The organism is Klugiella xanthotipulae, from assembly GCF_006716695.1.
Classification (GTDB): Bacteria; Actinomycetota; Actinomycetes; order Actinomycetales; family Microbacteriaceae; genus Klugiella; species Klugiella xanthotipulae.
In genome coordinates, this window is record NZ_VFPN01000003.1 from 200,323 (window position 1) to 226,521 (window position 26,199).

The 26,199-nt window shown below is 56.5% G+C and carries 23 protein-coding genes; 21 read left to right on the forward strand and 2 right to left on the reverse strand.

The features are described 5' to 3' along the window. Window positions 1–5 precede the first annotated feature (5 nt). The 13 genes from FB466_RS10365 (at window position 6) to FB466_RS10425 (ending at window position 13,100) form a co-directional block, all read left to right on the forward strand. A complete protein-coding gene (locus tag FB466_RS10365) occupies window positions 6–320 on the forward strand; it encodes a DMT family transporter (protein WP_141918338.1) in 315 nt (104 codons plus the stop codon). Between the two features lie 114 nt (window positions 321–434). Next, a complete protein-coding gene (gene thrS, locus FB466_RS10370; protein ID WP_246054628.1) occupies window positions 435–2,357 on the forward strand; it encodes a threonine--tRNA ligase in 1,923 nt (640 codons plus the stop codon). Further along, entirely contained in the window at window positions 2,345–2,938 is a 594-nt protein-coding gene (locus FB466_RS10375; protein WP_141918342.1) for an HIT family protein, read from the forward strand. Before thrS ends, FB466_RS10375 begins: the two co-directional genes overlap by 13 nt. Window positions 2,939–2,957: 19 nt before the next feature. Next, window positions 2,958–3,860 carry a pyridoxal 5'-phosphate synthase lyase subunit PdxS gene (gene pdxS, locus FB466_RS10380; RefSeq protein ID WP_141918344.1) on the forward strand — a complete coding sequence of 301 codons (903 nt, stop codon included), beginning with the start codon at window positions 2,958–2,960 and terminating at the stop codon, window positions 3,858–3,860. Further along, complete coding sequence (gene pdxT / locus FB466_RS10385) at window positions 3,850–4,470, forward strand: pyridoxal 5'-phosphate synthase glutaminase subunit PdxT (protein WP_141918345.1); 621 nt, start codon at window positions 3,850–3,852, stop codon at window positions 4,468–4,470. The genes pdxS and pdxT overlap by 11 nt, the downstream gene beginning before the upstream one ends. A gap of 44 nt (window positions 4,471–4,514) precedes the next feature. Then, complete coding sequence (locus FB466_RS10390) at window positions 4,515–5,276, forward strand: YebC/PmpR family DNA-binding transcriptional regulator (RefSeq protein ID WP_141918347.1); 762 nt, start codon at window positions 4,515–4,517, stop codon at window positions 5,274–5,276. Window positions 5,277–5,284: 8 nt separating this feature from the next. Continuing rightward, on the forward strand, window positions 5,285–5,848 hold the full coding sequence (gene ruvC / locus FB466_RS10395) for a crossover junction endodeoxyribonuclease RuvC (protein ID WP_141918348.1): 564 nt from the start codon (window positions 5,285–5,287) through the stop codon (window positions 5,846–5,848). Window positions 5,849–5,869: 21 nt separating this feature from the next. Next, window positions 5,870–6,484 (forward strand): Holliday junction branch migration protein RuvA, encoded by a 615-nt coding sequence (gene ruvA / locus FB466_RS10400; RefSeq protein ID WP_141918349.1) that lies wholly within the window; start codon window positions 5,870–5,872, stop codon window positions 6,482–6,484. Between the two features lie 4 nt (window positions 6,485–6,488). After that, complete coding sequence (gene ruvB, locus FB466_RS10405; protein WP_141918350.1) at window positions 6,489–7,502, forward strand: Holliday junction branch migration DNA helicase RuvB; 1,014 nt, start codon at window positions 6,489–6,491, stop codon at window positions 7,500–7,502. A gap of 91 nt (window positions 7,503–7,593) precedes the next feature. After that, on the forward strand, window positions 7,594–7,941 hold the full coding sequence (gene yajC / locus FB466_RS10410; RefSeq protein WP_141918351.1) for a preprotein translocase subunit YajC: 348 nt from the start codon (window positions 7,594–7,596) through the stop codon (window positions 7,939–7,941). 82 nt (window positions 7,942–8,023) lie between these two features. Next, window positions 8,024–9,754, forward strand: coding sequence for a protein translocase subunit SecD (gene secD, locus FB466_RS10415; RefSeq protein ID WP_170206107.1), 1,731 nt, complete (start codon window positions 8,024–8,026; stop codon window positions 9,752–9,754). Window positions 9,755–9,756: 2 nt separating this feature from the next. Then, window positions 9,757–10,782, forward strand: coding sequence for a protein translocase subunit SecF (gene secF, locus FB466_RS10420; RefSeq protein WP_141918352.1), 1,026 nt, complete (start codon window positions 9,757–9,759; stop codon window positions 10,780–10,782). Window positions 10,783–10,847: 65 nt separating this feature from the next. Further along, complete coding sequence (locus FB466_RS10425) at window positions 10,848–13,100, forward strand: RelA/SpoT family protein (RefSeq protein WP_141918353.1); 2,253 nt, start codon at window positions 10,848–10,850, stop codon at window positions 13,098–13,100. 665 nt (window positions 13,101–13,765) lie between these two features. On the opposite strand, the gene FB466_RS10430 is transcribed toward FB466_RS10425, so the two are convergent. Together FB466_RS10430 and FB466_RS10435 are read right to left on the reverse strand one after the other, a co-directional pair. After that, window positions 13,766–15,001, reverse strand: coding sequence for a DUF349 domain-containing protein (locus FB466_RS10430; RefSeq protein WP_141918354.1), 1,236 nt, complete (start codon window positions 14,999–15,001; stop codon window positions 13,766–13,768). 74 nt (window positions 15,002–15,075) lie between these two features. Next, the gene (locus tag FB466_RS10435) at window positions 15,076–15,825 is read right to left on the reverse strand and encodes a peptidylprolyl isomerase (RefSeq protein ID WP_342777455.1); all 750 of its coding nucleotides are present in this window, start codon (window positions 15,823–15,825) and stop codon (window positions 15,076–15,078) included. A 102-nt stretch (window positions 15,826–15,927) separates the two neighbouring features. Between FB466_RS10435 and FB466_RS10440 the strand changes: the two genes are divergently transcribed. The 8 genes from FB466_RS10440 to aroC all read left to right on the forward strand — a co-directional run bounded on the left by FB466_RS10440 (window position 15,928) and on the right by aroC (window position 26,188). Further along, window positions 15,928–17,373: a replication-associated recombination protein A gene (locus FB466_RS10440; protein WP_141918703.1), complete on the forward strand. Its 1,446-nt coding sequence runs from the start codon at window positions 15,928–15,930 to the stop codon at window positions 17,371–17,373. A gap of 175 nt (window positions 17,374–17,548) precedes the next feature. Next, on the forward strand, window positions 17,549–18,178 hold the full coding sequence (rpsD, locus tag FB466_RS10445) for a 30S ribosomal protein S4 (RefSeq protein WP_141918355.1): 630 nt from the start codon (window positions 17,549–17,551) through the stop codon (window positions 18,176–18,178). Window positions 18,179–18,325: 147 nt separating this feature from the next. After that, window positions 18,326–18,544, forward strand: coding sequence for a hypothetical protein (locus tag FB466_RS10450; RefSeq protein WP_141918356.1), 219 nt, complete (start codon window positions 18,326–18,328; stop codon window positions 18,542–18,544). Window positions 18,545–18,566: 22 nt separating this feature from the next. After that, window positions 18,567–21,224, forward strand: coding sequence for an alanine--tRNA ligase (gene alaS, locus FB466_RS10455; protein WP_141918357.1), 2,658 nt, complete (start codon window positions 18,567–18,569; stop codon window positions 21,222–21,224). Between the two features lie 2 nt (window positions 21,225–21,226). Then, window positions 21,227–21,700, forward strand: a complete 474-nt coding sequence (gene ruvX / locus FB466_RS10460) for a Holliday junction resolvase RuvX (protein ID WP_141918358.1) — start codon at window positions 21,227–21,229, stop codon at window positions 21,698–21,700. Between the two features lie 1,358 nt (window positions 21,701–23,058). After that, entirely contained in the window at window positions 23,059–24,111 is a 1,053-nt protein-coding gene (mltG, locus tag FB466_RS13515) for an endolytic transglycosylase MltG (protein ID WP_170206108.1), read from the forward strand. 3 nt (window positions 24,112–24,114) lie between these two features. Next, on the forward strand, window positions 24,115–24,972 hold the full coding sequence (locus tag FB466_RS10470; RefSeq protein ID WP_141918360.1) for a shikimate dehydrogenase: 858 nt from the start codon (window positions 24,115–24,117) through the stop codon (window positions 24,970–24,972). A 10-nt stretch (window positions 24,973–24,982) separates the two neighbouring features. Then, window positions 24,983–26,188, forward strand: a complete 1,206-nt coding sequence (gene aroC, locus FB466_RS10475; RefSeq protein WP_141918361.1) for a chorismate synthase — start codon at window positions 24,983–24,985, stop codon at window positions 26,186–26,188. Window positions 26,189–26,199: the final 11 nt, after the last annotated feature.

Here is a 26,199-nt window from a genome sequence, read left to right on the forward strand (position 1 = left end):
CGCTCATGTCGTGGATTATTTTGATACTGTCGGGAATCTTTGAAGCCGTGTGGGCTACCGCTCTCGGCGCTTCATCTGGGTTCACCAAATTAGTCCCCACGCTTGTCTTTGGTGGTGCGCTCGTTCTGAGCATGGTTGGCCTGGCCTGGGCTATGCGAGATATTGAGACAGGCACCGCGTACGCGGTGTGGGTAGGCATTGGCGCCGCTTTAACGGTTACTTACTCCTTTATTAGCGGGGCTGCGGATGTTTCGGTTGTCAAAATATTGCTCATAGTCGGGCTGGTTGGTTGCGTGCTTGGGCTGAAAGCCGTTTCGTAACTCCCACGGAGGGTTGCTGAAGCTTGTAGAGTTGACTGGTTACAACGATCTAGTCAGGGAGCACAACTCGTGGCCGACGGTTTCTCACTCTTTTCCGACCGCTCTACAGTCGCCATGCGCGTCAATGGAGAGCTTCGTGACCTCGCATCTGAGGTGACAGATAGAGACGCGGTCGAGCCCGTGACGATTGATTCGCCGGATGGACTTAACATTCTGAGACACTCGGCAGCACATGTTCTTGCACAAGCGGTGCAACAGGTGAACCCGGATGCCAAGCTTGGCATCGGTCCGCCCATCGCGGACGGCTTTTACTACGATTTCGATGTTGCGGAAAATTTTACTCCCGAGGACCTCAAAGGCCTACAGAAGGCCATGGACCGTATTATCCGCCAAGGCCAGCGCTTTATCCGGCGTGTCGTCACTGACGATGAGGCTCGGGCTGAGCTTGCGGAGGAGCCCTACAAGCTAGAACTCATCGGGCTCAAAAGCGGATCCATGGGTGATGATAATGAGAGCGTGGAGGTTGGTGGGGCTGAACTGACTATCTACGACAACGTTGACCCGAAGACGGGGGAGACTGTCTGGAAAGATCTTTGCCGTGGCCCTCACCTACCCAACACCCGCATGATAGGCAACGGGTGGTCGTTGACACGTGTCGCAGCCGCCTATTGGCGCGGTTCCGAGAAGAACCCGCAGCTCCAGCGCATCTATGGAACCGCTTGGCCAACAAAAGACGAGATGCGCGCGCACCAGACCCGCCTGGAGGAGGCCGCCAAGCGTGACCATCGTCGTCTCGGACAAGAGCTTGATCTCTTTAGCTTTCCGGAGGAGATTGGCTCCGGACTAGCGGTCTTCCATCCTAAGGGAGGTATCGTCCGTCGGCAGATGGAGGACTATTCGCGTCGTAGGCACGAGGAGTCGGGCTACGATTTTGTCTATTCACCGCACATCTCGAAGTCAAATCTTTTTATGACCAGTGGACACCTGCAGTGGTACGCGGATGCTATGTACCCACCAATGTCGCTTGACGAAGAGAGGGACGCCGCCGGAAACGTTACCAAGCAGGGGGCCGACTACTATCTCAAACCGATGAACTGCCCATTTCACAACCTCATTTACCGCGCCACAAGCCGTAGCTACCGCGATTTACCGTTACGCCTCTTTGAGTTCGGTTCGGTGTACCGGTACGAGAAAAGCGGAACTATTCACGGGCTCACGCGCGTACGGGGGATGACCCAGGATGACGCACACATCTACACCACGCGCGACCTGATGAAGGCTGAGCTAACGAGCACGCTCCAGTTTGTGCTTGACCTGCTCCGTGACTACGGTCTGAGCGACTTCTACCTTGAACTTTCCACACGCGATGAAAGTGAAAAATTCGTGGGAAGTGACGAGCTGTGGGATGAGGCAACGAACACGCTGCGTGAAGTCGCCGAGGCCTCACAACTGGAGCTTGTACCCGACCCCGGCGGGGCTGCATTCTACGGCCCCAAGATTTCCGTTCAGGCCCGTGATGCCATTGGTCGCACATGGCAAATGTCAACCATTCAACTCGATTTTAACCTGCCCGAGCGATTTGATCTGGAGTATACGGCCCCGGACGGTACCCGCCAACGTCCTGTGATGATTCACCGTGCGCTCTTTGGGTCTATCGAGCGGTTCTTTGCTGTTCTCACGGAGCACTATGCTGGAGCCTTTCCTGTGTGGCTGGCTCCCGTTCAGGTTGTGGGTATTCCTGTTGCCGAGGATTACGTTGATTATCTGGCCGATGTTGTTGACCAGCTCCAGACCTATGGAGTTCGTGCGGAGGTTGACCGTTCCGATGACCGGATGCAGAAAAAGATTCGCAATCACACGAAAGCGAAAGTGCCCTTCCAACTCATCGTGGGAGAAGAAGACCGTAACGCAGGTGCTGTGAGTTTTCGTTTCCGCGATGGGACACAGCTTAACGGTGTGCCGGTTGCTGATGCTGTTGCCCGTATCCGTGAGTCCATCCGCTCGCACGAGCAAGTTGTGACCTCATGGGCCGATTAGATCTTGACTCGTACTCCGGCGCGGGCAGTGCGGAGAAGTCGGGTGATCCCGACGTCACGGACTCTGCCCACCTTGCCGGAGTGCCCGATGAGTTTCAGAGACTCTGGACCCCACACCGGATGGTGTATATCCAGACTGGACAGCAACCTTCTGCTGCCGACTGTCCATTTTGTTTTGCGCCACGGGGGTCCGACGAAGATGGTCTGATCGTCGCTCGTGGGGTCCACGCGTTTGTTCTGCTGAATCTGTTCCCCTATAACAGTGGACACCTATTGGTGTGTCCGTACCGGCACATCTCGACGTACGATCTGGCGACGTCTGCAGAAATTGCAGAGATTGGAGAGTTGACACAAACAGCCATGCGCGTCATCCGCCAAGTATCTCGAAACGACGGCTTCAATATTGGTATGAACCAGGGTGAGGTCGCCGGGGCGGGTATCGCCGGTCACCTGCATCAACACATTGTTCCGCGCTGGGCGCAAGACGCAAACTTTATGCCAATCATCGCCAAGACAAAAGCCCTGCCCCAGCTTTTGGGCGACGTTCGTCGTGCTGTATCCAATGCCTGGCCCATAACCTGACTCGAGTAGGATGCTTTTCATGGCTGAAATCGTCGAAAAATCAGAATTTGGTTCACACCGTGTTAAACGCGGCCTGGCAGAGATGCTCAAAGGCGGCGTCATTATGGACGTCGTCACTGCTGACCAGGCACGGATCGCCGAGGACGCTGGCGCTGTTGCGGTGATGGCCCTGGAGCGGGTGCCCGCAGACATCCGTTCACAGGGTGGTGTTGCGCGGATGAGCGACCCCGATTTGATTGACGGTATTATCAACGCTGTATCAATTCCGGTGATGGCCAAGGCGCGCATCGGGCATTTTGTTGAGGCTCAGATTCTGCAGGCTCTCAAGGTTGACTATATTGATGAGTCTGAAGTTTTGAGTCCAGCCGACTACGTGAACCACATCGACAAGTGGGGTTTTAACGTTCCTTTTGTGTGCGGTGCGACCAACCTGGGTGAGGCGCTTCGCCGCATCACAGAGGGCGCGGCAATGATTCGCTCCAAAGGCGAGGCTGGCACAGGGGATGTGTCAGAGGCGACCAAGCACATACGTACCATTAACGCTGAGATTCGTCGGTTGCAGTCGCTCAATCACGACGAGCTCTACGTGGCTGCCAAAGAGCTCCAAGCGCCCTACACGCTCGTGGCCGAGGTTGCAGAGACCGGAAAACTTCCGGTGGTGCTCTTTACCGCCGGTGGCGTTGCAACTCCCGCCGATGCAGCCATGATGATGCAGCTGGGAGCCGACGGTGTTTTTGTCGGCTCCGGAATCTTCAAATCGGGAAACCCCGCCGAGCGTGCAGTAGCTATTGTGAAGGCAACGACGGCGTTCGACGACCCAGGCGTGCTGGCTCAGGTCTCGCGCGGGCTTGGGGAAGCAATGGTGGGTATCAACGTCTCCGATTTGGCCGCGCCGCATCGACTTGCAGAACGTGGCTGGTAGCAGCGGCCCCATTGGGGTTCTTGCCCTGCAGGGAGATGTGAGGGAGCATCGCAGTATTCTTGAGCGGTTGGGCGCGGAGGTTCGACTCGTTCGTTCGCCGGATGACGTGGCTGCCATCAATGGTCTCGTCATACCCGGTGGGGAGTCGAGTGTCATCGATAAACTTGCGCGAGTCTTTGGTGTTCGTGAGCCGCTTCGGACCGCGATTGGTGCCGGTCTTCCTGTCTATGGGACCTGTGCAGGCCTTATCTTGCTGGCCGATGAAGTTTTAGACGGCATCGTCGGACAGGTGAGCTTTGGTGGCCTTGATGTATCTGTTCGGCGCAACGCCTTCGGTTCTCAAGCAGACTCCTTTGAGACGGAGCTTATGGTACCGGTCATTGGTGCTCCTCCCATGCATGCGGTTTTTATCCGGGCACCCGTTGTAGAACGAGTTGGTCCCGGCGTCGAAACTATTGCCATGCTGTCGGACGGTCGTGTCGTGGCAGTCCGCCAGGGCAACATTTTGGGTTCGTCATTTCACCCTGAGATGACGAACGATGGTCGGTTCCATCGGCTTTTTCTCGATAACGTGGATCGTTCGCAGTATCAGGGTACAGTGGCTGGCTAGGCGTTAGACTGTCGGTGCACTATTTTTTCGACTAAGGGAGACAGGTGTCCGGACACTCTAAATGGGCGACAACGAAGCACAAGAAGGCAGTTATTGATGCTCGTCGTGCTAAGTCGTTTGCAAAGCTCATCAAGAACATCGAGGTAGCCGCCAAGATTGGTGGTGCCGATATGGCTGGCAACCCTACGCTAGTGGATGCCGTTCAAAAGGCGAAGAAGACGTCGGTTCCCAACGATAATATTGATCGCGCCATCAAACGCGGTGCAGGTCTGCTGGGCGAGACGATTGAGTATCTTAACATCATGTATGAGGGCTACGGCCCCAGCGGAGTGGCGCTCATGGTGGAATGTTTGACGGATAATAAAAACCGTGCAGCTGCCGAGGTGCGCACGGCGATGAGTCGTGGCGGCGGTACTATGGCAGACCCGGGGAGCGTTGCCTACAACTTTAATCGTAAGGGTGTTGTTCTCGTTAATAAGACCGAGGGTCTCACCGAGGACGACATTCTTATCGCCGTCCTGGACGCGGGTGCCGAAGAGGTCAATGACCGAGGCGATGACTTCGAGATCATCAGTGAACCAAGCGACCTGGTTGCTACTCGTACGGCCCTTCAGGAGTCTGGTATAGATTACGAGTCTGCCGACGTGGCGTTTGTCCCCAACCTGTCGGTTGCTGTTGACGCCGAGACTGCTCGTAAGGTATTCCGACTCATCGACAACCTGGAAGACTGTGATGACGTGCAGAATGTCTATAGTAATTACGACCTCTCGCCCGAGGTTGAGGCAGAGCTCGAAGAAGACGAGTAATCTCGCGGATGCGTATCCTTGGCATTGACCCCGGCCTCACCCGGTGCGGTGTGGGTATTGTCACGGTCGCCCCCTCCCGTGCTGCCACCTTTGTGGATGTGGCTGTCATCCGTACGCCGGCGGCTATGGAGCTCTCGCAGCGGCTTCTCCTGATCGGTCAGGGAATCGACGCCTTGATCGAACAACACCAGCCGGATGCCATCGCGATTGAGCGTGTTTTTGCTCAAAACAATGTGAGCACAGTAATGGGGATTGCCCAGATTAGCGGGGTGGCCTTTTTCCTCGCCGCCCAGCGAGGAATCCCGGTCGGGCTGCACACTCCCTCCGAGGTGAAAGCGGCCGTCACCGGTTACGGTTCTGCGGATAAGAGTCAGGTGGGGGTGATGGTGGCAAAGATCCTTCGCCTGGCAAGCCCCCCTCGCCCCGCGGACGCTGCGGACGCCCTCGCCTTGGCGATCTGTCACGGGTGGCGGGGCGGAGGTGGGTTGCTCGCGGCCCCCGGATCATCCGGCAACGCGCTTACTCCTGCCCAGGAGGCATGGCGCGCCGCCGAGCAGCGTGCTCGACGCTGAGGAAACCCGTACTCTTAAGAGGTGATTTCTTCTCTGCGTGGCCCTGTGCTGGACGTTCGTTCCGGTACCGTTGTTGTCGATGTGGGCGGCGTCGGTTTCGCTGTTGAGGTGACGGGTACTCAGGCGTTAGCTTCTGCCCGGGGTTCCGAGGTTTTTTTCCACACGATGCTGGTGGTTCGGGAGGACTCGCTCACGCTTTTTGGGTTTGCAACGCGGGATGAACTCGACGTTTTTAGTATTTTATTGGGGGTGTCTGGTGTTGGTCCCCGGTCCGCTCTGGGAGTGCTCAGCGTTCTATCTCCGGACGAGATCGTCGCAGCGGTAATCGCTGAAGACGACAAACCGTTCCGGTCAGTGAGCGGTATCGGACCAAAGACCGCGAAATTGATTACCGTCTCACTCGCAGGCAAGCTGGACTCTCTTGCAGCGGAGGCGGTTGCCGGGGCGACCGGGCGCGTCACCGTATCCACAGGGTCAGCATCCGTCCAAGCTGCACTTGTTGGTCTGGGCTGGAGTGAGCGGGATGCTGAGGCCGCTGTGGCACAGATCACAACGCCTGCAGACAGGTTGTTGTCTGACCAGGAGCTATTACGAACCGCACTCGCGTTGCTGGGTTCTGGCGGAGTGGTGAGGTAGCACGATGAGTGATCTCCCCGAAGACCTAACGAATCCCGAGTTGGTTGCCGAGACCGAGTTGGCCTTTGAGGGTGCGTTGCGTCCCCACACTCTGGCCGAGTTTGTGGGCCAGAAGAAGGTGCGTGGGCAGCTGGAGCTTTTGCTCACTGCGGCCTCCATGCAGGGTCGAACGCCTGATCATATCCTTTTGGCTGGTCCGCCGGGTCTGGGTAAGACTACGCTTTCGATGATCGTGGCTGAGGAGACGGGAAAACCGCTCCGGATGACGAGCGGCCCTGCTATTCAGCACGCGGGCGACTTGGCCGCAATGTTGTCTTCGCTCATGCCGGGGGAGGTGCTCTTTGTGGATGAAATCCACCGGATGGCCCGCTCTGCCGAAGAGATGCTTTATCTTGCGATGGAAGATTTTCGCATCGACATTATGGTGGGCAAGGGCGCTGGTGCCACGTCGATCCCGCTTGAGCTAGCACCGTTCACCCTTGTTGGAGCGACGACACGGGCGGGGCTTCTGCCCAACCCTCTCCGAGATCGCTTCGGCTTTACGGCGCATCTAGAGTTTTACGATCCGGCCGAGCTCGAACTGGTTATTTCGCGGGCCGCACGCCTGATGGGATTTGAGATATCGGCCGATGCTATACAGGTCATTGCGAGTCGTTCACGAGGAACACCGCGAATAGCCAATCGCCTGCTTCGACGTGTTCGTGACTATTTCCTTGTGCATCAATCCGTGGGAGACCGCTCAGCTGTGGATGCGGCTCTTGAACTCTACGATGTGGATACCCTCGGGCTGGACCGGCTGGACCGTGCCGTTCTTCGAGGTCTTATCGAGCGTTTTAAGGGCGGGCCGGTTGGGTTGAGCACTCTTGCCGTTTCGGTAGGCGAGGACTCGGAAACTATCGAGGCCGTTGTTGAACCGTTCCTGGTGCGAGCGGGATTGGTGTCCCGTACACCCCGCGGCCGTGTCGCTACGGAAGCTGCGTGGAATCATTTCAATCTTTCTCAGCCAAATGTTCTATAGTTGATTGTTGTTTGTCAACTCAACCCTCACCCGATGCTGCCCTCCGGCGGCGTCTTGAAAGGTATGTGTGGAAGCCATATTCCAAGACCCCATGGCGCTGATCATGGTCGCACTCATCGGCGTACTCATCATCATGATGATTCGCAACGGTCGTAAACGTCAGCAGACCATGCTTGAGCTCAAGAAGGGGCTTGTCCCCGGGGCAGAAGTGATGTTGCAGTCAGGCATCTACGGCACGGTTGTTTCCGTGGATCAGGACGACAATAAGCTTCGTGTGGAGTCCAGCCCTGGAACAATTCTGACCGTTCATCTCAATGCAGTGGCAAATGTTGTGACTCCTATTGAAGCGGACGAAACATCCAGCGATGTGACGCATGCTGATGATGATCCCCGTTTTGGCGAGCGCACCAACGACTCGTCTCCCGACGATACAAAATAAATTTTTGATAGTAGAGGGGAAGACTTCCCTCTCGTATCCGTCCGCTCCTGCGTCTTGACGCAGCCTGAGAAAGCAGTAACTCGTGGCGAAACCCGCTCCGGTAAAAAAAGCTTGGCGATCTCTCGTCTGGCTCCTTGTGATCATCGTGGCACTTGTTGGAATGAACGCTTTCGGCGTCTTCACGAACAAGGGCTCCTGGACGCCTCAACTCGCGCTTGATCTTGAGGGGGGTACCCAGATCCTGTTGGCCCCCCAGTTGGAATCGGGCCAGACAGTGTCGGGCGAGCAGTTGCAACAGGCCGTCGCTATTATCCGTCAACGTGTTAACGCGAGCGGTGTCTCCGAGGCAGAGATCACGACGCAGGGAAATCAGAACATCGTTGTGTCGATTCCTGGTGAACCCGATCAAGCCACGCTTGATCGCATTCAGGCTTCCTCGCAATTACAGTTCCGTCCGGTGCTTTCTGCATCGTCTGCAACGACACAGTCTGCGACTGACGGGACTGGCGAGGACAGCACTACTCCAACCCCCACGAGTGAGGCGGCTGCTCCCACCGCGACCCCGACGGCACCTGGTGACCCTGCCTGGGTTACCGAGGAGCTGACGAACAAATTTAACTCCTTTGACTGTTCCTCCAAAGAAGCGCTCGAGAGCGGAGCGGCTGCGTCGAAGGAACCACTTATCACGTGTGACCCGTACGGGATGGAGAAATACATTCTGGGGCCTGTCGAGATCAACGGTGGTGTCATTACCGACGCGACGGCCCAGCCTGAAGTCTCGAGTTCTGGAGTATCCACCGGCGGCTGGGCAGTGCAGATCGTCATGAATGGCGAAGGTGCAAAACAATTTGCTGAGGTGAGCAAGCGTCTTTATGGAGCTCAAGAACCTCTCAACAGGTTCGCTTTTGTTCTTGATGGCAAGGTTATCTCCGCTCCTACCATGCAAGGCCAGATCACGGATGGCCGACCCTCTATCACTGGTGGTTTCACTCAAGAGGGCGCTAAAAGTTTGGCAGACCAGTTGAAGTTCGGTGCGCTCCCGATTGGGTTTGAGGTGCAGAGCCAAGACAACGTATCGGCGACGCTCGGTAGTAACCAGCTGCAAAGTGGCTTGCTCGCCGGTTTGATCGGCTTGATTTTGGTTGTGCTCTACTCTTTGCTTCAGTATCGACTTCTGGGCCTGGTTACTGTCGCATCGCTGTCGATTGCAGCGGTGATTACGTATCTGCTCATCACGCTGATGTCATGGCAGGAAGGATATCGTCTGTCACTTGCGGGTGTGGCTGGCCTCATCGTAGCTATTGGGATAACGGCTGACTCGTTTATCGTCTACTTTGAACGTATTCGCGACGAACTACGCGATGGCCGCGGGATTGAGTCGGCAGTGTCCTCCGGTTGGAAGCGCGCCCTTCGAACGATCCTTGCTTCTGATGGCGTCAACTTCCTTGCTGCAGCTGTTCTCTTTATTCTCGCGGTGGGTAATGTGCGTGGATTCGCTTTCACACTGGGTCTAACTACCATCGTGGATGTTGTGGTTGTCGCGCTCTTCACCCACCCTGTTTTGGTGCTCCTTTCTCGAACGAAGTTCTATTCCGAGGGTCACCGTTTCAGCGGCCTGGACCCCCGTCAATTGGGGGCTGTGTATCGAGGACGCGCCCAGTTCAAGGCTCCGGTAAGTACCGATGGCAAAGTAAACCGCAGCAGCCGTGAAGCGGCTAAGAGACAGACAATCGCCGAGCGGAAAGCCGCAGATCTTGCGGCCTCCGGTGATTCGTCAGCTAGCGCTTCTTCAGACTCGCGAAAGGAGTCCTAACAATGGGTACTTTTGCTCAGTTTGGTAACGATCTCTACACAGGAAAACGTTCGTATAATATCGTTGGTAAGCGGAAACTCTGGTATATTATCGCCGCAGTTATGATTGCCATCTCAGTTATTGGACCCTTTGCGCGGGGTGGATTTACCTTTGGGATTGAGTTCAGCGGTGGCAGTCAGTTCCAGATTATCGTGGGGGATGGTCGTGACCAAGCTCCGGCGGTTGACGCGGTGACATCTGTGGTACCTAATACCGTTCCACGTGTGATGCTTGTCGGTAACGATTCCATCCGGGTTCAGACGGAGCAACTGACTGACCAGCAAACCGGCGATGTGCGTGCGGCTCTTGCTAAGGCGTACGACGTGAAGGAAAGCAGCATTACATCCTCCTTCATTGGTGCCTCGTGGGGTCAGGACATTACTCGACAGGCGATTATCGCTCTTATCGTATTTATCCTTTTTGCCACAGTTGTGATGGCGCTGTATTTTCGGACATGGAAGATGTCGCTCGCGGCCATTATTGCCCTGTTGCATGACCTCGTGATTACGGCCGGGGTGTATGGCATCACTGGTTTCGAGATTACCCCAGCGGCGATGATCGGATTCTTGACAATCCTGGGGTACTCCCTCTACGATACTGTGGTTGTTTTTGACAAGATTCGTGAGAATACAGGCCGAGGTGAGCTTAACGAGGCTCGAACTTTCTCAAGTAGTGTCAACCTTGCGGTCAACCAGACTCTGGTTCGGTCCATTAATACGTCGGTGGTGGCTCTGCTTCCGGTAGCTTCTATCTTGTTCATCGGTGCTTTTGTGCTGGGCGCTGGGACTTTACGCGATATAGCTCTTGCGCTTTTTATCGGAATTTTGGTGGGAACATACTCAACAATATTTATTGCGGCTCCCACCTATGCGCACTTGCGTGAGGTGGAGCCGTTGGTAAAAAAGCACGACGCGAAGGTTCGTGCTCGGATGAGTGCCAGTCGTGAGCAGGGGCCTGAATCGAGGAGAACGGAACCTCAGCCCTCCTAGTTATGGGCGGTGAGGCACAGCGGGTCATTAGGAGAAGTGGTAACTTCGTCAGTGGAGGTGCACGCATGACTGATACGCACACAACAAGCACAAGTTTGCGGCGCCTGGTGCCCCGTATCTTTTCCAAGGGAAGCCCGCCCGGCGCTGTGGACGCTCTCATGAAAACCGTGCGCCTTTCGCATCCGAAATCTGATCTGGCGACCATTGAGCGTGCATACACGGTTGCTGAGCGTGCGCACCGTGGGCAGAAGCGTCGTAGCGGTGAGCCCTACATCACTCATCCTGTGGCTGTTGCCCAGATCCTTGCAGATCTGGGCGTTGGCCCTAAAACTGTGGCGGCCGCTCTCCTGCACGATACGGTTGAAGACACCGATTACTCGCTTGATACCCTCCGGGCTGAATTTGGTGACGAGGTCACCATGCTGGTTGACGGTGTTACTAAGTTGGACAAGGTTAAGTACGGTGATAGCGCGCAGGCTGAGACCGTTCGTAAAATGATCGTTGCGATGTCGAAAGACATCAGGGTATTGGTTATTAAGCTAGCTGATCGGTTACACAACGCTCGAACTTGGGGCTTTGTTCCGGCCGAGTCGGCTGCACGTAAAGCAACAGAAACTTTGGAGATTTACGCCCCTCTCGCGCATCGTTTGGGTATCCAATCGATTAAGACTGAACTTGAGGACCTCTCCTTCGCCGTGCTGAAGCCCAAGATCTACGCTGAAATCGAAAATCTCGTTCAACAGCGTAACCCCCAACGCGACGAGATGGTGCAAACGGTTGTCACTTCCATTAACGATGATTTGCGTGCGGCACGTATTCGAGGTGAGGTTGCTGGCCGCCCCAAGCAGTACTACTCGATCTATCAGAAGATGATTTTACGTGGTCGAGAGTTCGACGATATCTACGACTTGGTAGGCATCCGGGTTATCGTGTCGAACATTCGTGACTGTTACGCCGTGCTCGGCGCTGTACACGCGCGCTGGACCCCGATTCCCGGCCGATTTAAGGATTACATCGCAACACCGAAGTTCAACCTGTATCAGTCCCTCCATACAACGGTGATTGGGCCGGACGGACGGGCCGTTGAAATTCAGATTCGTACGGCCGAAATGCATCGCCGTGCCGAACTGGGTGTTGCCGCGCACTGGAAGTATAAGCAGAACCCTGGTTCTTCGAAGACAATCGAGGCCGGCACTGAGAAGACCGATATGGTATGGCTGGCCCATATTTCAGACTGGCAAGCTGAAACCACCGACCCGGGGGAGTTCCTGGACGCTCTGCGGTTCGAAATTGGTGCAAAGGAAGTGTACGTTTTCACACCGAAGGGCCGTGTTGTTGGGCTTCCTTCTGGCGCGACTCCCGTCGATTTTGCGTATGCAGTGCACACGGAGATTGGCCATCGAACAATGGGATCACGTGTCAATGGTCGACTGGTACCGTTGGAAACCCCACTGAATAACGGCGATGTAGTTGAAGTGTTCACTTCTAAAAATCCGGATGCTGGCCCCAGTAAAGACTGGCTGAACTTTGTTACTAGCACACGAGCGCGGAACAAAATTCGCCAGTGGTTTACGAAAGAACGCCGTGAAGAGGCGGTCGAACAAGGGAAAGATGCTATTTCCCGAGCGATGCGTAAGCAGAATCTGCCCTTGCAGAAGCTCATGAACCAGGAGTCCTTCCAGCAAGTTGCTCTTCAGTTGCGTTATCCCGATGTTACCGCCCTTTATGCGGCTGTAGGAGAAGGGCACGTTTCGACCCAGTCAGTGCTTGAGAAAGTCATGGCCAAGGTAGCCGAGGCAGAGGGTGAGGCTGAGGAACACCTACCAGAGCCGACTTTTTCTGATCAACGTTCGACGCGACAGGCGAGTCACAGCGGTGTACTTGTCCGTGGGGCCCCCGATATTTTAGTCAAACTGGCGCGGTGCTGTACTCCTGTGCCGGGGGACGAGGTGATCGGTTTCATTACAAAGGGGCAGGGCGTTTCTGTTCACCAGCTGGGCTGTAAGAATGTCGAAAGCCTGCGTAAGGAGCCAGAACGACTCATTGAGGTTGAATGGGCACCAACTGCTAAGAGCGTTTTCCTGGTGCACATCCAAGTTGAGGCTCTGGACCGTTCGGGGCTGCTCTCAGACGTGACTCGGGTGCTCTCAGAGCACCACGTGAATATTCTTTCCGCCTCAGTTAACACCTCGAGCTCGCGCCTAGCGATTAGCCGGTTTGTGTTTGAAATGGGGGACACGACCCATCTGGAGCGTGTGCTCAATGCTGTCCGTCGTATTGATACGGTATATGACGTCTACCGGGTAAACGGTGGTTAGCTATTCGTTACTTTTGAGCGGTGCCAATGCGGCTTGCCCGAGCCATGAGAGCTAGCCTTTTGAGAGCACGTTGGCGACGAGGATGGCGACCCGCCTCCAGCGCCGCATGTATCCGATCAAATTCCAGTAGGTAGCGCTGGGTGATCAACCTGCAGGTCACCCGTTCCCTGACTGACCAGGTTTCTTCGACAAGCAGAATATCGCAAACTGTTCGAAGTGGTGTGGTAACCGATACCCCACCCAATAGCAGACGTTCCTTCTCCGCAAGTACGACCTGTCGCGAGGTGAACGGGACGGGGTAGCTGAGTCGCTTGCGCTGTCGGGTACTCACGCACAGAGCGACAGGAATCTCTAATTCGCGAGTACACGCGTAGACCCAGGCGGCGCTGAACCGCTCAAGTGTAGCCGCGGGGGAGAGCCCCACTGACATGGTTTTGGCTCGTACAATGGGGGTATCTGTTGTACCTGCCGTGAGGAATGCGAGTCCACACGGAACAAGCTCGCCTTGGAGAACTGCTGCCGACAACTCAGTTGGGTGCATATCAAGGGTGGTAATAACAGAGGGAAGCCGTGGTTTCATGATTAAATCATGACCTACTACGGCTTCCCTGCCGAATCCGGCTGGTGGTCCTGTGGATAACCAGCCCTATGGGTTTCAGCCTCTACTAGTTCCCGATGGCCGAGAGCCAAGACTTCTGTGTTTCTAGTGCTTTTTCGAGTTCAGACTTCTTTGCTGGCGTAGTTGCCGTGGCAATTTCTACTTCCAGTTGAGTGATCGATTCTTCGAGCTGGCCCCGGAGTCCTTCCGCACGCGCCTTGGTTTCCGGATTGTTGTCCTTCCAGTGTGTTTCTTCGAGTAGACGAACGTGGTCTTCGATTTTGCGAATCTTGGCGTCGATAGAGCGGACGGCATCTCGCGGAACGCGCCCAATATCGTCCCACCGTCGTTGAATCGCGCTCAGTGCGGATCGAGCTTCAACATGATCGGTGAGTTTAAGAATCGGGTCAGCCTCCTCAAGAAGAACCTCTTTGAGGGTCAGGTTTGCCCCGAACTCTTCGTCGATTTGAGCGTCGATTTGAGCCTTCGCCCCGTAAAGAACATCTCCGGCAGTCTTGAATCGCGCCCATAACTGATCATCAAGCTTGCGCCCTGCTCGACCACTATTTTTCCAGCTTTCGAGGAGGTCACGATAAGCGGGGACACCGTCTGCGCCTCGGGAGGCCAAAGCTTCAGCTTGCTCGATGAGGCGCTCTTTGCGCTGCCGAACTTCGCGGTTCGTGGCGTCTAGCTCAGCGAAAAAAGCTCGACGAGCGGCCTCAATGTGTGATCGTGCCGAGCGAAAACGCTTCCAGAGAGCATCGGCTTCGGACTTGGGGAGGCGTGGACCCGTTTTTTGCTGGGTTTGCCACTCGGTAAAAAGTTCGTCAAGCTGTGCACTCGTCAGCTTCCACTGAACCTTTGACAAGTCCTGGGCAGCAAGTTTTTCTGCTTCAACTACTATGGATTCCCGGCGTTCGCGTGCCTCGGCACGGGCCTTTTCTTGCTCCTGGCGCTGGTGCTCGGAAAGCTCTTCTACAGCCCCAGTGAGGATATCAAGTCGGGCGATGAGCGAAGCAAGGTCGCCCACCGCATTAGCGGTTGCAATCTGTTCCCGAAGTCGAGTAACAGTTGAAGCAACATCCGAGACGGAGGTGCCTCGTTTAATGCGCTGCTCAAGCAATGTTACCTGGCCAGCAAGGTCACTATATTTACGTTCGAAGTAGGCTAAAGCCTGTTCGGCGGTGCCGTCGGGATATTGACCAACTGCCCGCTCTCCATCGCCTTCACGAACATACACGGTGTTCGTGTCATCAACACGACCCCACGATTTGCTTGCATTTGTGTCGGACACTGAGCTCATCACCTACTGTTTCACGTTTACTGGACGCCGTTGTTCAGCGCCCTCCAAGACTACTGGTAGAGGGGGCCTGACTGCTATTTGAGTTCGAACGAAGTAATAACAGCATCGCTAGCTGGCTTGCCATCGGTGGAGCCATTTGCTGTTCCCTGCGAAATGACCCGCTCTTTCAGCTCGTCGAGACCACTTGTGATCGTACCTAATACGGTGTAGCCGCCGGCGGCGTCCGAGGGAATAGTGGATTCGTCATAAACGATGAAGAACTGGCTACCCATGCTGGAGCCGTCACCGCTAGTGCGCGCCATAGCAATGGTTCCCGCGGCATACACGTCGTCGGTCGGAGCGTTTTCGACGGGGCCATACGTATATCCGGGCCCGCCCGTACCATCTCCTTTCGGGTCGCCACACTGCAGGACAAAGATGCCCTCCGTGGTGAGGCGGTGACAGGAGGTGTTGTTGTAGAAGCCTCCGTTTGTCAGGGAGACTGTGCTTGCTACCGCTTGAGGCGCAGCCGTACCGTCGAGTGAGACGCCCAGGGGGATATCGTTGATTGTTAGAGTGCCCGTCCACATCCGGTTTTCGGCGGTTTCAGCGGTGGGAAGCGTGAATGTCTTGTTGTCTTGTGAGGCATCGGGAACACTCGAGTTGAGGAAGAACACCTGCCCGACCGTTGCGAGCGTGACAACAAGGACGCCGATAACGGTCCAGATGATATTGTCGCGGCGGCGGCGGATGACCCCCTCAGCGTGAACGGTTCGCCTAGCTTGGTATCCGCGCAGTCGTTCACGCTGAAGGCGCTCTTCGCGCTTTGTCTTAATCTGTGCCACGTTATCGCTCCGGGTTCTCAAGGGGAATCGCCATTCAGAACTCTACGCAACCTGAGCGGCTCACGCCAACATACTGCGGCTAGCTCATAGACTGTCCGTGTGATGGATACTGGTTTTGCTCTCGGCGGTGCACACACACCTCTTGCCGTCCGAATGAGACCTTTATCCCTGGACGAGGTTCTGGGTCAAAAGCATCTCCTAGGCCCGGGCTCGCCGCTCGTGACCTTAGCTAATAAAGGGGAGGGCGGAGAACAGGCTAGCGGGGCTGTATCCATTATCCTATGGGGGCCTCCTGGTACGGGTAAAACCACACTGGCTCAGGCGATTGCGCACAGTAGCGGTCGCCGGTTTGTGGAACTCTCCGCAGTCACGGCGGGGGTAAAAGACGTGCGTACGGTGATGGAGAGGGCACTTAACGATCGTGACCTCTACAGCGTTTCAACAATCCTTTTTCTGGACGAGATCCACCGTTTTACCAAAGCTCAACAGGATGCTCTTCTTCCCGGCGTGGAGAACGGCTGGGTCACCCTTGTTGCCGCAACGACGGAGAATCCGTCGTTCTCCGTGATCTCGCCGCTTCTGTCACGCTCACTGCTCTTGACGCTGGAGCAGTTACGTGACAGCGATATTGATGCGGTTATTCGGCGTGCCGTGACGGATCCGCGTGGTTTAGCTGGCCAAGTGACCATCACGGACGAAGCTGTTGCCACGATTACTCAACTTTCCTCAGGGGATGCCCGCCGCGCCCTGACCGCTCTTGAGGCGACAGCTTCCTCGGCTCTCGCCACGGTGCAGGGTTCTATGGAGGATCCCGCGCGCGGAGATCTTGAGAGCAAGGGCGACGCCCCCGCTCCGGTTCAGGTTCCTGACGAGGAGGACCCTAGGGACGATTCTGTTGCGGGGCCGAATACTCCTGAGATCACGAGCGAGATGGTCGCCGCATCCGTCAACAGAGCCCTCCTTCGTTACGATAAGAACGGTGACGAGCACTACGATGTTATTAGTGCCTTTATAAAATCTGTTCGCGGATCAGACCCTGACGCCGCTATCCACTACCTTGCGCGGATGATCGAAGCGGGAGAGGACCCTCGTTTTATTGCCCGCCGCATCATCGTGTTGGCGGCGGAAGACGTTGGAATGGCTGACCCTCAAGCTCTTACCGTCGCAGTTGCAGCGGCGGAGGCTACTCAGCTGATCGGGTTGCCGGAGGCTCGAATCCCGTTAGCGGAGGCCACCATTTATCTTGCGACTGCAGCAAAATCGAATGCCGTTTACCTGGCTATTGATGCAGCTATTGCTGATGTGCGGGGTGGGGCTTTTGGTCGCGTACCGAAACACCTGAGAGATGGTCACTATCCGGGAGCGAAAAGCCTTGGTCACGGAGTTGACTACCGATACCCCCACGATGCTGCACTGGGTGTTGTGCGCCAAAATTATCTTCCCGAAGAGATCGGAGAGAAAATATATTACCGCCCCGGTGATCACGGAAATGAGCGGCAGATCTCGGAGCGGTTGGAGAAATTGCGCCGTATTACGAGGGGCGAGTAAACCTCCGTGCTATGCTTGTCGCTGGCCTAGGTGTTTGTGACGTGCGGCTGCGTTGCGCTCATCCGAAAATGCGAGCCCTGTAGCCGGGCTGCGATGGCTGATCCCTCAAACTTTCCGCGTGATTCTGAGAGTCAGCACGCGATTTTATACGTTTTTTTGTTTCTGAAAGGAAATCGTGTCCACTAAGTCACGTACCCGTAGCAAGACCCGCTTGTCGCGTTCGCTGGGCATCGCCCTGACGCCCAAGGCGGCTAAGTATCTTGAAAAGCGTCCCTATGCGCCCGGTGAGCATGGGCGTACCAAGCGTAAAGCTGACTCGGACTATGCTGTTCGTCTGCGGGAGAAGCAGCGTCTGCGTGCCCAGTACGGCATTCGCGAAGCCCAGCTTCGTCGCGTTTTCCAGGAGGCTCGCCGCACCGAGGGGCTGACTGGTGAGAACCTGGTTGAGCTTCTTGAGATGCGTCTAGACGCTCTCGTTCTGCGTGCGGGCTTTGCCCGTACCACGGCACAGGCTCGTCAGATGGTTGTTCACCGTCACATCCTTGTTGATGGCCAGCTGGTTGATCGCCCGTCTTTCCGCGTAAAGCCTGGGCAGCAGATCCATGTTAAGGAACGTTCGGAAGGTATGGAGCCTTTCCAGGTTGCCGCCGCTGGTGGACACCAGGAAGTTCTGCCCAACGTCCCCGGCTACCTTGAGGTGGAGATCGACAAGCTGCAGGCTCGTCTACTGCGTCGGCCTAAGCGCGTCGAGGTTCCCGTGACGTGTGAAGTTCAGCTGGTGGTTGAGTACTACGCGGCTCGCTAACTCTTCCGCAGGGAAGGGGATGACGGTTATCCGTCATCCCCTTCCCTTGTTAAGGGACACATTCTGCCCCTTGCCAGAGCGAGACTGTAGTCTTGTTTCCGAGTGTGCGCGCGCCGTTCGGCGTTGCTAAACAGGTTAGGAGAACCCATGCGTAAGCTGGTGTGGTTAATAAGTGGTGTTGCCATCGGATTTGTGGCGGCTCACTATGTGAATCAGTCCCCGGAGGGGCGCCGATTTTTTGAAGAAATTGAGCAGGGCCGTCGTGAGTTTGCTGATGCCGTTTCTCGCGGCTATCACAATCGTGGTGCTGAGTTGGGCTCTGCGCTCAACGACGTTGAACATGCCCTGAACAACCTGAACCGCTAACCCAGGAGACGCGTAACTCCCCATGCAAACTGCAGACATTCGCCAGCGCTGGCTTAACTTCTTTGCCGACCGTGAACACACCATTGTTCCCTCGGCCTCGCTCATCAGCGATGACCCTACGCTGCTCTTCACCGTCGCAGGCATGGTTCCTTTTGTGCCGTATTTGACCGGCGTTGTGCCTGCCCCGTACCGCCGAGCAACGAGCGTGCAAAAATGCATCCGAACCAACGATATCGAAGAGGTGGGGAAGACTCCGCGCCACGGAACTTTTTTCCAGATGAATGGAAACTTTTCCTTTGGCGATTACTTCAAAGAGGGAGCAATTGCCTATGCATGGGAACTCCTGACCAGTTCTGAGAGTGATGGCGGTTATGGGTTCGAGGAGAAGGATCTCTGGGTTACTGTTTACAGGGATGACGACGAGGCTATTGATCTCTGGCGTCGTGTTGCAGGTCTACCCGATGAGCGGATTCAGCGTCTTGACAAGGACACAAACTACTGGTCAACCGGGCAACCTGGTCCGGCGGGACCCTGCTCCGAGATATTCTTTGACCGAGGTCCGGACTACGGTCAAGATGGCGGCCCTGCGACCGATGATGATCGCTATGTGGAGATTTGGAACCTCGTCTTCATGCAGTATCTGGTTGCGGACGTTCGTAGTAAAACGGATTTCCGTATCGTGGGAGAGTTGCCCAGTAAAAACATTGACACTGGCATGGGTCTGGAACGGGTCGCTTTTATTAAGCAGGAAGTCGATAACTTCTACGAGATTGACCAGGTTCGCCCTGTTTTAGACCGCGCTTCCGAGATCTCGGGTCGTCGCTACGGTGTTGACCACGGTGACGATGTGCGGATGCGTGTGATTGCCGACCACGTACGTTCATCGTTGATGTTGATGAGTGACGGGGTTACCCCCTCTAACGAGGGTCGAGGGTATATTCTCCGACGTCTCCTCCGGCGCACTGTGCGTGCAATGCGCCTTCTGGGCGTTGACGAGGGTACCTTTCCTGAGCTGTTTGTTGCTTCCCGCGATGCAATGAAGTCGGCATATCCTGAGGTTGAGAATGATTATTTACGGATCTCACAGTCGGCTTATGCCGAGGAAGAAACTTTTCTTCGCACGCTCGCAAGCGGGACAACGATTCTCGACCTGGCTGTCTCAGAAACAAAGTCAAGTGGGTCATCCGAGTTGGCCGGAGACACGGCGTTTCTCCTGCATGATACCTACGGGTTTCCTATCGAGTTGACATTGGAGATCGCTGAGGAATCTGGAATCACGGTGGACCGTGAGGTTTTTACCTCGTTGATGACGGCCCAGCGTACGCGGGCTAAGGCGGACGCTAAAGCTAAGAAAACTACTCTTGCTGACCTCTCTGTGTACAGTGACCTTCGGGCCAAGGGCGAAACCGTTTTCACGGGGTATAGCGACCTCACGACCGATTCCGCCGTGTTGGGTATTTTGGTCGCGGGTCTTCCCTCGCCTGTTGCGCGAACTGGACAAACCGCCGAGGTTATCCTTGCGGAGACCGCGCTGTGGGCAGAATCGGGTGGGCAAGCCGCCGACGCAGGTCGCATCGTCGGGAATGGGTTTGAGCTTGATGTCGTTGATGTTCAGAAGCCGGTATCCGGTTTGATCAGCCACACCGTAAAAGTGGTCGCAGGTGAGGTCCACGTGGGGGCTGATGCGACCAGTATCGTAGATGAAGATTATCGGCGCGGAGCAACGCAGGCCCACTCGGGTACGCACATTGTGCACGCGGCTCTCCGGCAAGTCTTGGGCTCAACTGCTCACCAGGCGGGATCTTTTAACAAGGCGGGCTATTTGCGGCTCGATTTCAACTGGGCCCAGGCTCTGAGCACTGAAACCAAATCGGAGATCGAGGAGATTTCCAACCTGGCAGTTCGCGCTAACCACGAAGTAGTTACACGTGAGATGTCACTCACCGAAGCCAAAGAGTTGGGTGCTATGGCGCTCTTCGGTGAGAAGTACGGTGATCGTGTTCGAGTGGTTGACATCGGGGGATCTTGGTCGCGTGAACTGTGCGCTGGCACCCACGTGTCCAGCAGTTCCGAAGTGGGAATTATCAACCTTATTAGTGAGCAGTCAATTGGCTCGACCAATCGACGAGTTGAATCGCTTGTGGGTATCGAAGCTTTTCGTAGTTTTGCCACTGAGCGGGCATTGGTCTCCCAGTTGGCGACGCAGCTTAAAGCGCCACGTGACCAAATTACAGATCGCGTTGTCGATTTGGCTGCGCAGCTCAAAGTTGCAGAAAAGAAAATTGCTCAGTTTGAGTCGGAGGTACTGAAATCGCGTATCCCGGACCTCGTATCCCGGGCCGAAACTATTGGCAATGTGAGTGTCATCATTGCAGATCTAGGCGTTGTTGGTTCGGCGGATGAGGTACGTCAGCTGGCGCTGGGTGTCCGTGAGAAAATTGCGGATCAGCCCGCTGTAGTGGTCCTGGCTGGCGTGAGTTCCGAGAAACCTGTCGTGATCGTTGCGACCACCGCCGAGGCGCGTCAAGCTGGGGAGAAGGCCGGTGTCTTGGCCAAGATTGCGGCCAAGGTGTTGGGTGGCGGCGGCGGCGGTAAGGATGATATGGCTCAGGGCGGTGGCTCGCAGCCGCAACAGATGGGCGCCGCTCTCGCTGAGGTGCGTCGGAATATCCAGGTGTAGTGATGCGTGGCGGAGTTCGTCTCGGAATAGATGTAGGAAAGGCTCGTATCGGAGTTTCGCGATCAGATTTCCACGGTATGCTCGCAATGCCTGTGGAAACTATCGTGCGTAAGATGAGTAACGATGATGCGGTTAGCCGTATCGCGGAGATCGCGTCCGAGCTGGAGGCGTTCGAGATTATTGTGGGGCACCCTCTGAACATGCAGGGGGAGAGCACCCCCTCGACGGATGATGCTATTGCCTGTGCCCTGGCGGTAGCGGAGGCTCTTTCCCTTCCGGTACGACTAGTGGATGAGCGATTATCGACGGTTAGTGCCCAGAGCGCACTCCACCGGGTTGGGCGCACGACAAAATCATCGCGCTCTGTTATCGATCAGGTTGCAGCCGTTATTATTTTGCAGCAGGCCCTTGATACCGAGCGGTCATCGGGTAACCCGCCCGGCACACCGGTTGAGCAACGGGGGCAGGCAACATGACACGTAAAAGCGACGGTGGTCATGACAGCGGAATAGACCCTTTTGAGGAGCTTTTTGGCGTCTCGGTTGATGAGCTTACGGGTGATGATTCTGCCCAGGGGCCGAAGGGCGGCCCAGCGAGAACCCGATCAACATGGAGTCCCGCTCCCGAGGCGTTAAAATCTGTTCCTCTTCTTCCCGAGGAAATGGGTCACCCTGCTCCGGTGCGTGCCACAACTCCGATGTGGAGTGTTGACGAGGCGCTTGAGGGCGAATCGGGGCAGGACGCGCCCGAACTGGAGTCATCGCTCCCCGCAGCGGCTGGTGTGTCTAGCCGCACCATTTCTGATCGTCTCTCTTCATCTTCGGCTGAGGGTGCCTTCGCCTCCTCTGGCAATAATAGACACGCCACAGTTCCGGAACCCTCTGCCGCTGCTGATCCCGATGTCGGGTCATCATCGTTGCCGGGGGAGATATTAGCGGCGGATGCAGTCGAAATACCCCGCAGCTCTGTCGCATCCCGAGGGGATAAATCGCTGTCAGACAGCGATTCGGCTGCCGGACCAGATTCGGTTTCTTCAGAGACATCCCCCTTGCCTTCTCGACGTGAGCTCAGGTTGCAGGCTGAACGTGCAGCCCAGGCTGAACGTGTGGTTCCGGAAGCGAAGGTTGCGACGGCAGCCTCCGAGACCAGCACGGTTCCACGAATCGATGTGATCCCGCCTCACCTCAGCGATGCGGAGAAGCCAAGAAGCACTGAGGTCTGTTGTGATGCCTCGCCAGGCAAGGAACCCGAGCTCACTTTCACCTCGCTCCTTTCGCTTCCAGATCCGGAGGCGGACGAGCACCGGTCGGCTGTTGTTACACCGGAACTCCGTGAATCCACAACGGCGGTGCGCACAGTGCTCGGAGCGGTAACAGCCGGGTCGGACGCCTCCGATCTGTCTCCTGCGACGGTACGTCTTCCCACCATTATTCCCGTTGATGATCTTGAGGGGAGCGCTACCTCACGGGGTACATCTGGTTTTGTGCCAGATGCTTACGTTTTTCGTAACCCCCCGACTGGTCCCATAATTCCACGACAGCCGACGGATCAGTCCTTCGATAAGGTCATTTTTGGTGTTGACGATATTGAAGGACGTAGCGGCGGCGCCATTCAGGGTGGGGGACCGCTCACAGCTCCCCTCTCGCTTGGTCACGAAGAGGTTCGCAGTGAGACTGCTTCACCGCGTTCTTTCCCATTGAATTCACACCAGATATCCCAGGATCACGGGGTATCTTCCTCGGAGAACCCATTTGCCAAACTACTCGGCACGGAAGGTAACCCCGCAATGTCACCCACGTCTCGAACCGTTCAGCCACCGCGCAAGAAGCGCCGCATGACTATTTCATTGATTATCATTGGGGCACTGCTTGTTGCTGCGGTTGGTGGCGGCTTGGTGGTATGGGCGTCCTATGGTGGTGATATCTCTGACTATTTGGGCTGGTCTGAAACAGACTATGAGGGGTCAGGGTCGGGGGAGGTCGTGGTTGCTATTGCCGCTGGTGATGACGGTTATGCAATTGCTGACACCCTGGAGGCGAGCGGTGTTGTTCTGACAGCGGGTGCGTTTGTCAGCCACGTTCTTGCCCAGGACCCCGTTCCCGTTTTTCAGCCAGGTGCCTACACTCTGGCCAAAAAAATGAGCTCCGCGGCTGCGCTTGACGCGTTACTTAACCCCGACAACCGGGTAGAAATGACGGCGGTGATTCCCGAGGGCACACGAGCGAGCCGAATCTACGAGATCATCTCTGGCGTGACGGGTATCCCTGTAGCTGACTTTGAAACGGCGGCTCAGGATCCAACGGCGCTGGGGATTCCTGCTACCGCCCCCAACGTTGAGGGGTGGTTGTTCCCGGCTACCTACGAATTTGCGATGGACGATACGGCGCAGTCGATCCTACAGAAGCTTGTGACCCGGATGGTCCAGGCGCTTGATGAGGCTGGTGTGCCGGTTGATGACCGGGAGCGCGTGCTGACAATAGCGTCGATTGTGCAGCGAGAGGCGCGCGCAACGGATGCCTTCTACAAGGTCAGTCGTGTGATCCAAAATCGACTGGACCAGGGGATGAAACTTCAGATGGACTCCACCTCAAAATATGGGATGCCCAACGGTAGCGCAGACGTGTGGACTACCACCGAGCAGCGTGATAGTGATAATGGTTGGAACACTTACTATCACACCGGTCTCCCCATCGGGCCCATCTCAAATCCTGGAGATGTGGCGATTGACGCGGCCCTGCATCCGGCTGAGGGCACCTGGTTGTACTTTGTAACCGTGAACCAGGATACGGGCGAGACTCTTTTTAGCAGCACTTTGCCCGAGCACGAACAACTTGTTGAGCAGGCTCGTCAGTGGTGTGTAGCCAACCCTGAGAATGCGGCCTGCTGAGTCATGCCGGATATACGACTGGGGGTTCTAGGCTTCCCTATTGGACACTCCCTGTCGCCGCGTATTCACGCTGCGGCATACGCTCAACTCGGTCTTTCCTGGGCCTACACGGCTGTCGCGTGTCGGGAGGACGGACTGGTTGACTTTGTCGCAACAACCGACTGGCACGGGATGTCGTTGACGATGCCACTCAAAAAGGCCGGGTTTGAGTTGGCCGACTGGCGTGACCCGGTGGCCGAGGCAAGCAGGGTTGTGAACACTCTTGTCCGGTCCGGACCCGCTGGCCAGCCCGACCCGGAGCCTTCCTGGTGTGGTTATAACACCGATGTAGCGGGGCTCGTCGGAGCGATCCGTGAAGCTGAGGGGGGCTTGATCGAACACATAACGGTGTTAGGTGCTGGGGCCACGAGCGTCTCTGTCATTCTTGCTGCCGCCCAGCTAGGCACCACTAGTCTCAGCGTCCGAGCCCGTGACCTGACTCAGATCACCCCGCTTGTGGAACTCGGAGCTCGGCAGGGTCTTCGAGTTGAACCAGTGGAGCTCTCTAGCGAGACGTGGAATAACGATACCAGTCTTGTCATCAGCACGATTCCGGGGCATAACACGGGTGAAATCCTCGTTCCTCGGGAACTTCGATCCCGGGTCCCACTTTACGACGTTGCATATGACCCGTGGCCGAGCCCTCTCGCCGTTGCCTGGCGGGCGGCTAACGGACGTGCGCATTCGGGGGTGACAATGCTTCTGCACCAGGCCCTGATGCAGGTCCGTATTTTTACCACAGGTTCCGCTATGCAGCCTGTAGCTCACGAGGCTGAGGTGCTATCCGCTATGAGGGCAGCCCTTCCTGCGCACACCCTCTAGGATGGTATTCATGCTTCGTTGGCTTACCGCGGGGGAGTCTCATGGCCCCGAACTTATTGCTCTCCTGGAGGGGTTGCCCTCCGGTGTACCCGTTTCCCTTTCTCAAATTCGGGCGGACCTTGCCCGCCGTAAGCTCGGCTACGGACGTGGTTCGCGTATGAAGTTCGAGGAGGACGAGCTCAGCATCTCAAGCGGTGTGCTCCAGGGCTTCAGCCTCGGCAGCCCGATCGCGCTTCGCATCGGAAATACCGAGTGGCCCAAGTGGATGGAAGTAATGAGTGCTGAGCCCGCCGAGCCCACCGAGAAATCACGTGGTCGCGGTGCTGCTCTGACACGTCCACGTCCGGGGCATGCCGATTTAGTGGGCATGCAGAAGTACGACTTTGCCGAGGCCCGTCCGATTCTTGAGCGGGCGAGTGCGCGGGAAACCGCAGCCCGCGTTGCCCTTGGGGCGGTGGCTCGTGCGTTTCTCGTCGAGTTGAACATTCACCTCGTGAGTCACACGCTGTCCATCGGCCCTGTGACCGTTCCCGCCGATGCTGCCATGCCACGCCCCAGCGATGTCACCGCCCTTGATGCCGATCCCCTTCGCTGCTTTGATCCTGAAACTTCTGCGGCTATGGTTGTCGAGGTTGATTCTGCAAAGAAAGACGGTGACACTCTCGGCGGAATCGTCGAGGTTTTGGCCTATGGGTTGCCGCCGGGACTGGGGTCACATGTGCACTGGGACCGCCGCCTCGACTCCCAGTTGGCCGCCGCCCTCATGGGAATCCAAGCGATTAAGGGCGTCGAGGTGGGCGACGGGTTTGAGACCACTCGCCGCCGTGGCTCGGTTGCCCACGACGAGCTTCACGCCGGGACCGAAGGTATTCAGCGGTCAAGTGACCGGGCGGGTGGTACCGAGGGCGGAATGAGCACGGGGACTGTTTTACGTGTTCGTGCCGGGATGAAACCCATCGCCACCGTGCCACATTCTCTACCCACAGTTGACGTGGCCACCGGCGAGGCTGCAACCGCGCACCACCAACGCAGCGACGTCTGTGCTGTGCCGGCGGCGGGTGTTGTCGCTGAGGCGATGGTGGCACTTGTGCTGGTTAATTCAATTCTCGAGAAGTTTGGTGGGGATTCCGTGGGGGAGACCCGCCGCAACCTCACGAATTATCTGGCCAATATTCCGGCTGCTCTGGCAACTCGGGGCGACCGCGGCGACCGATGACGCCACCCACT

Coding starts and splice junctions, on each gene's coding strand:
- FB466_RS10365 (WP_141918338.1), top strand. CDS start 6: ATGTCGTGGATTATTTTGATACTGTCGGGAATCTTTGAAGCCGTGTGG.
- thrS (WP_246054628.1), top strand. CDS start 435: ATGCGCGTCAATGGAGAGCTTCGTGACCTCGCATCTGAGGTGACAGAT.
- FB466_RS10375 (WP_141918342.1), top strand. CDS start 2,345: ATGGGCCGATTAGATCTTGACTCGTACTCCGGCGCGGGCAGTGCGGAG.
- pdxS (WP_141918344.1), top strand. CDS start 2,958: ATGGCTGAAATCGTCGAAAAATCAGAATTTGGTTCACACCGTGTTAAA.
- ruvC (WP_141918348.1), top strand. CDS start 5,285: ATGCGTATCCTTGGCATTGACCCCGGCCTCACCCGGTGCGGTGTGGGT.
- ruvB (WP_141918350.1), top strand. CDS start 6,489: ATGAGTGATCTCCCCGAAGACCTAACGAATCCCGAGTTGGTTGCCGAG.
- yajC (WP_141918351.1), top strand. CDS start 7,594: ATGGCGCTGATCATGGTCGCACTCATCGGCGTACTCATCATCATGATG.
- secF (WP_141918352.1), top strand. CDS start 9,757: ATGGGTACTTTTGCTCAGTTTGGTAACGATCTCTACACAGGAAAACGT.
- FB466_RS10425 (WP_141918353.1), top strand. CDS start 10,848: ATGACTGATACGCACACAACAAGCACAAGTTTGCGGCGCCTGGTGCCC.
- FB466_RS10430 (WP_141918354.1), bottom strand. CDS start 15,001: ATGAGCTCAGTGTCCGACACAAATGCAAGCAAATCGTGGGGTCGTGTT.
- FB466_RS10440 (WP_141918703.1), top strand. CDS start 15,928: ATGGATACTGGTTTTGCTCTCGGCGGTGCACACACACCTCTTGCCGTC.
- FB466_RS10450 (WP_141918356.1), top strand. CDS start 18,326: ATGCGTAAGCTGGTGTGGTTAATAAGTGGTGTTGCCATCGGATTTGTG.
- alaS (WP_141918357.1), top strand. CDS start 18,567: ATGCAAACTGCAGACATTCGCCAGCGCTGGCTTAACTTCTTTGCCGAC.
- ruvX (WP_141918358.1), top strand. CDS start 21,227: ATGCGTGGCGGAGTTCGTCTCGGAATAGATGTAGGAAAGGCTCGTATC.
- mltG (WP_170206108.1), top strand. CDS start 23,059: ATGACTATTTCATTGATTATCATTGGGGCACTGCTTGTTGCTGCGGTT.
- FB466_RS10470 (WP_141918360.1), top strand. CDS start 24,115: ATGCCGGATATACGACTGGGGGTTCTAGGCTTCCCTATTGGACACTCC.
- aroC (WP_141918361.1), top strand. CDS start 24,983: ATGCTTCGTTGGCTTACCGCGGGGGAGTCTCATGGCCCCGAACTTATT.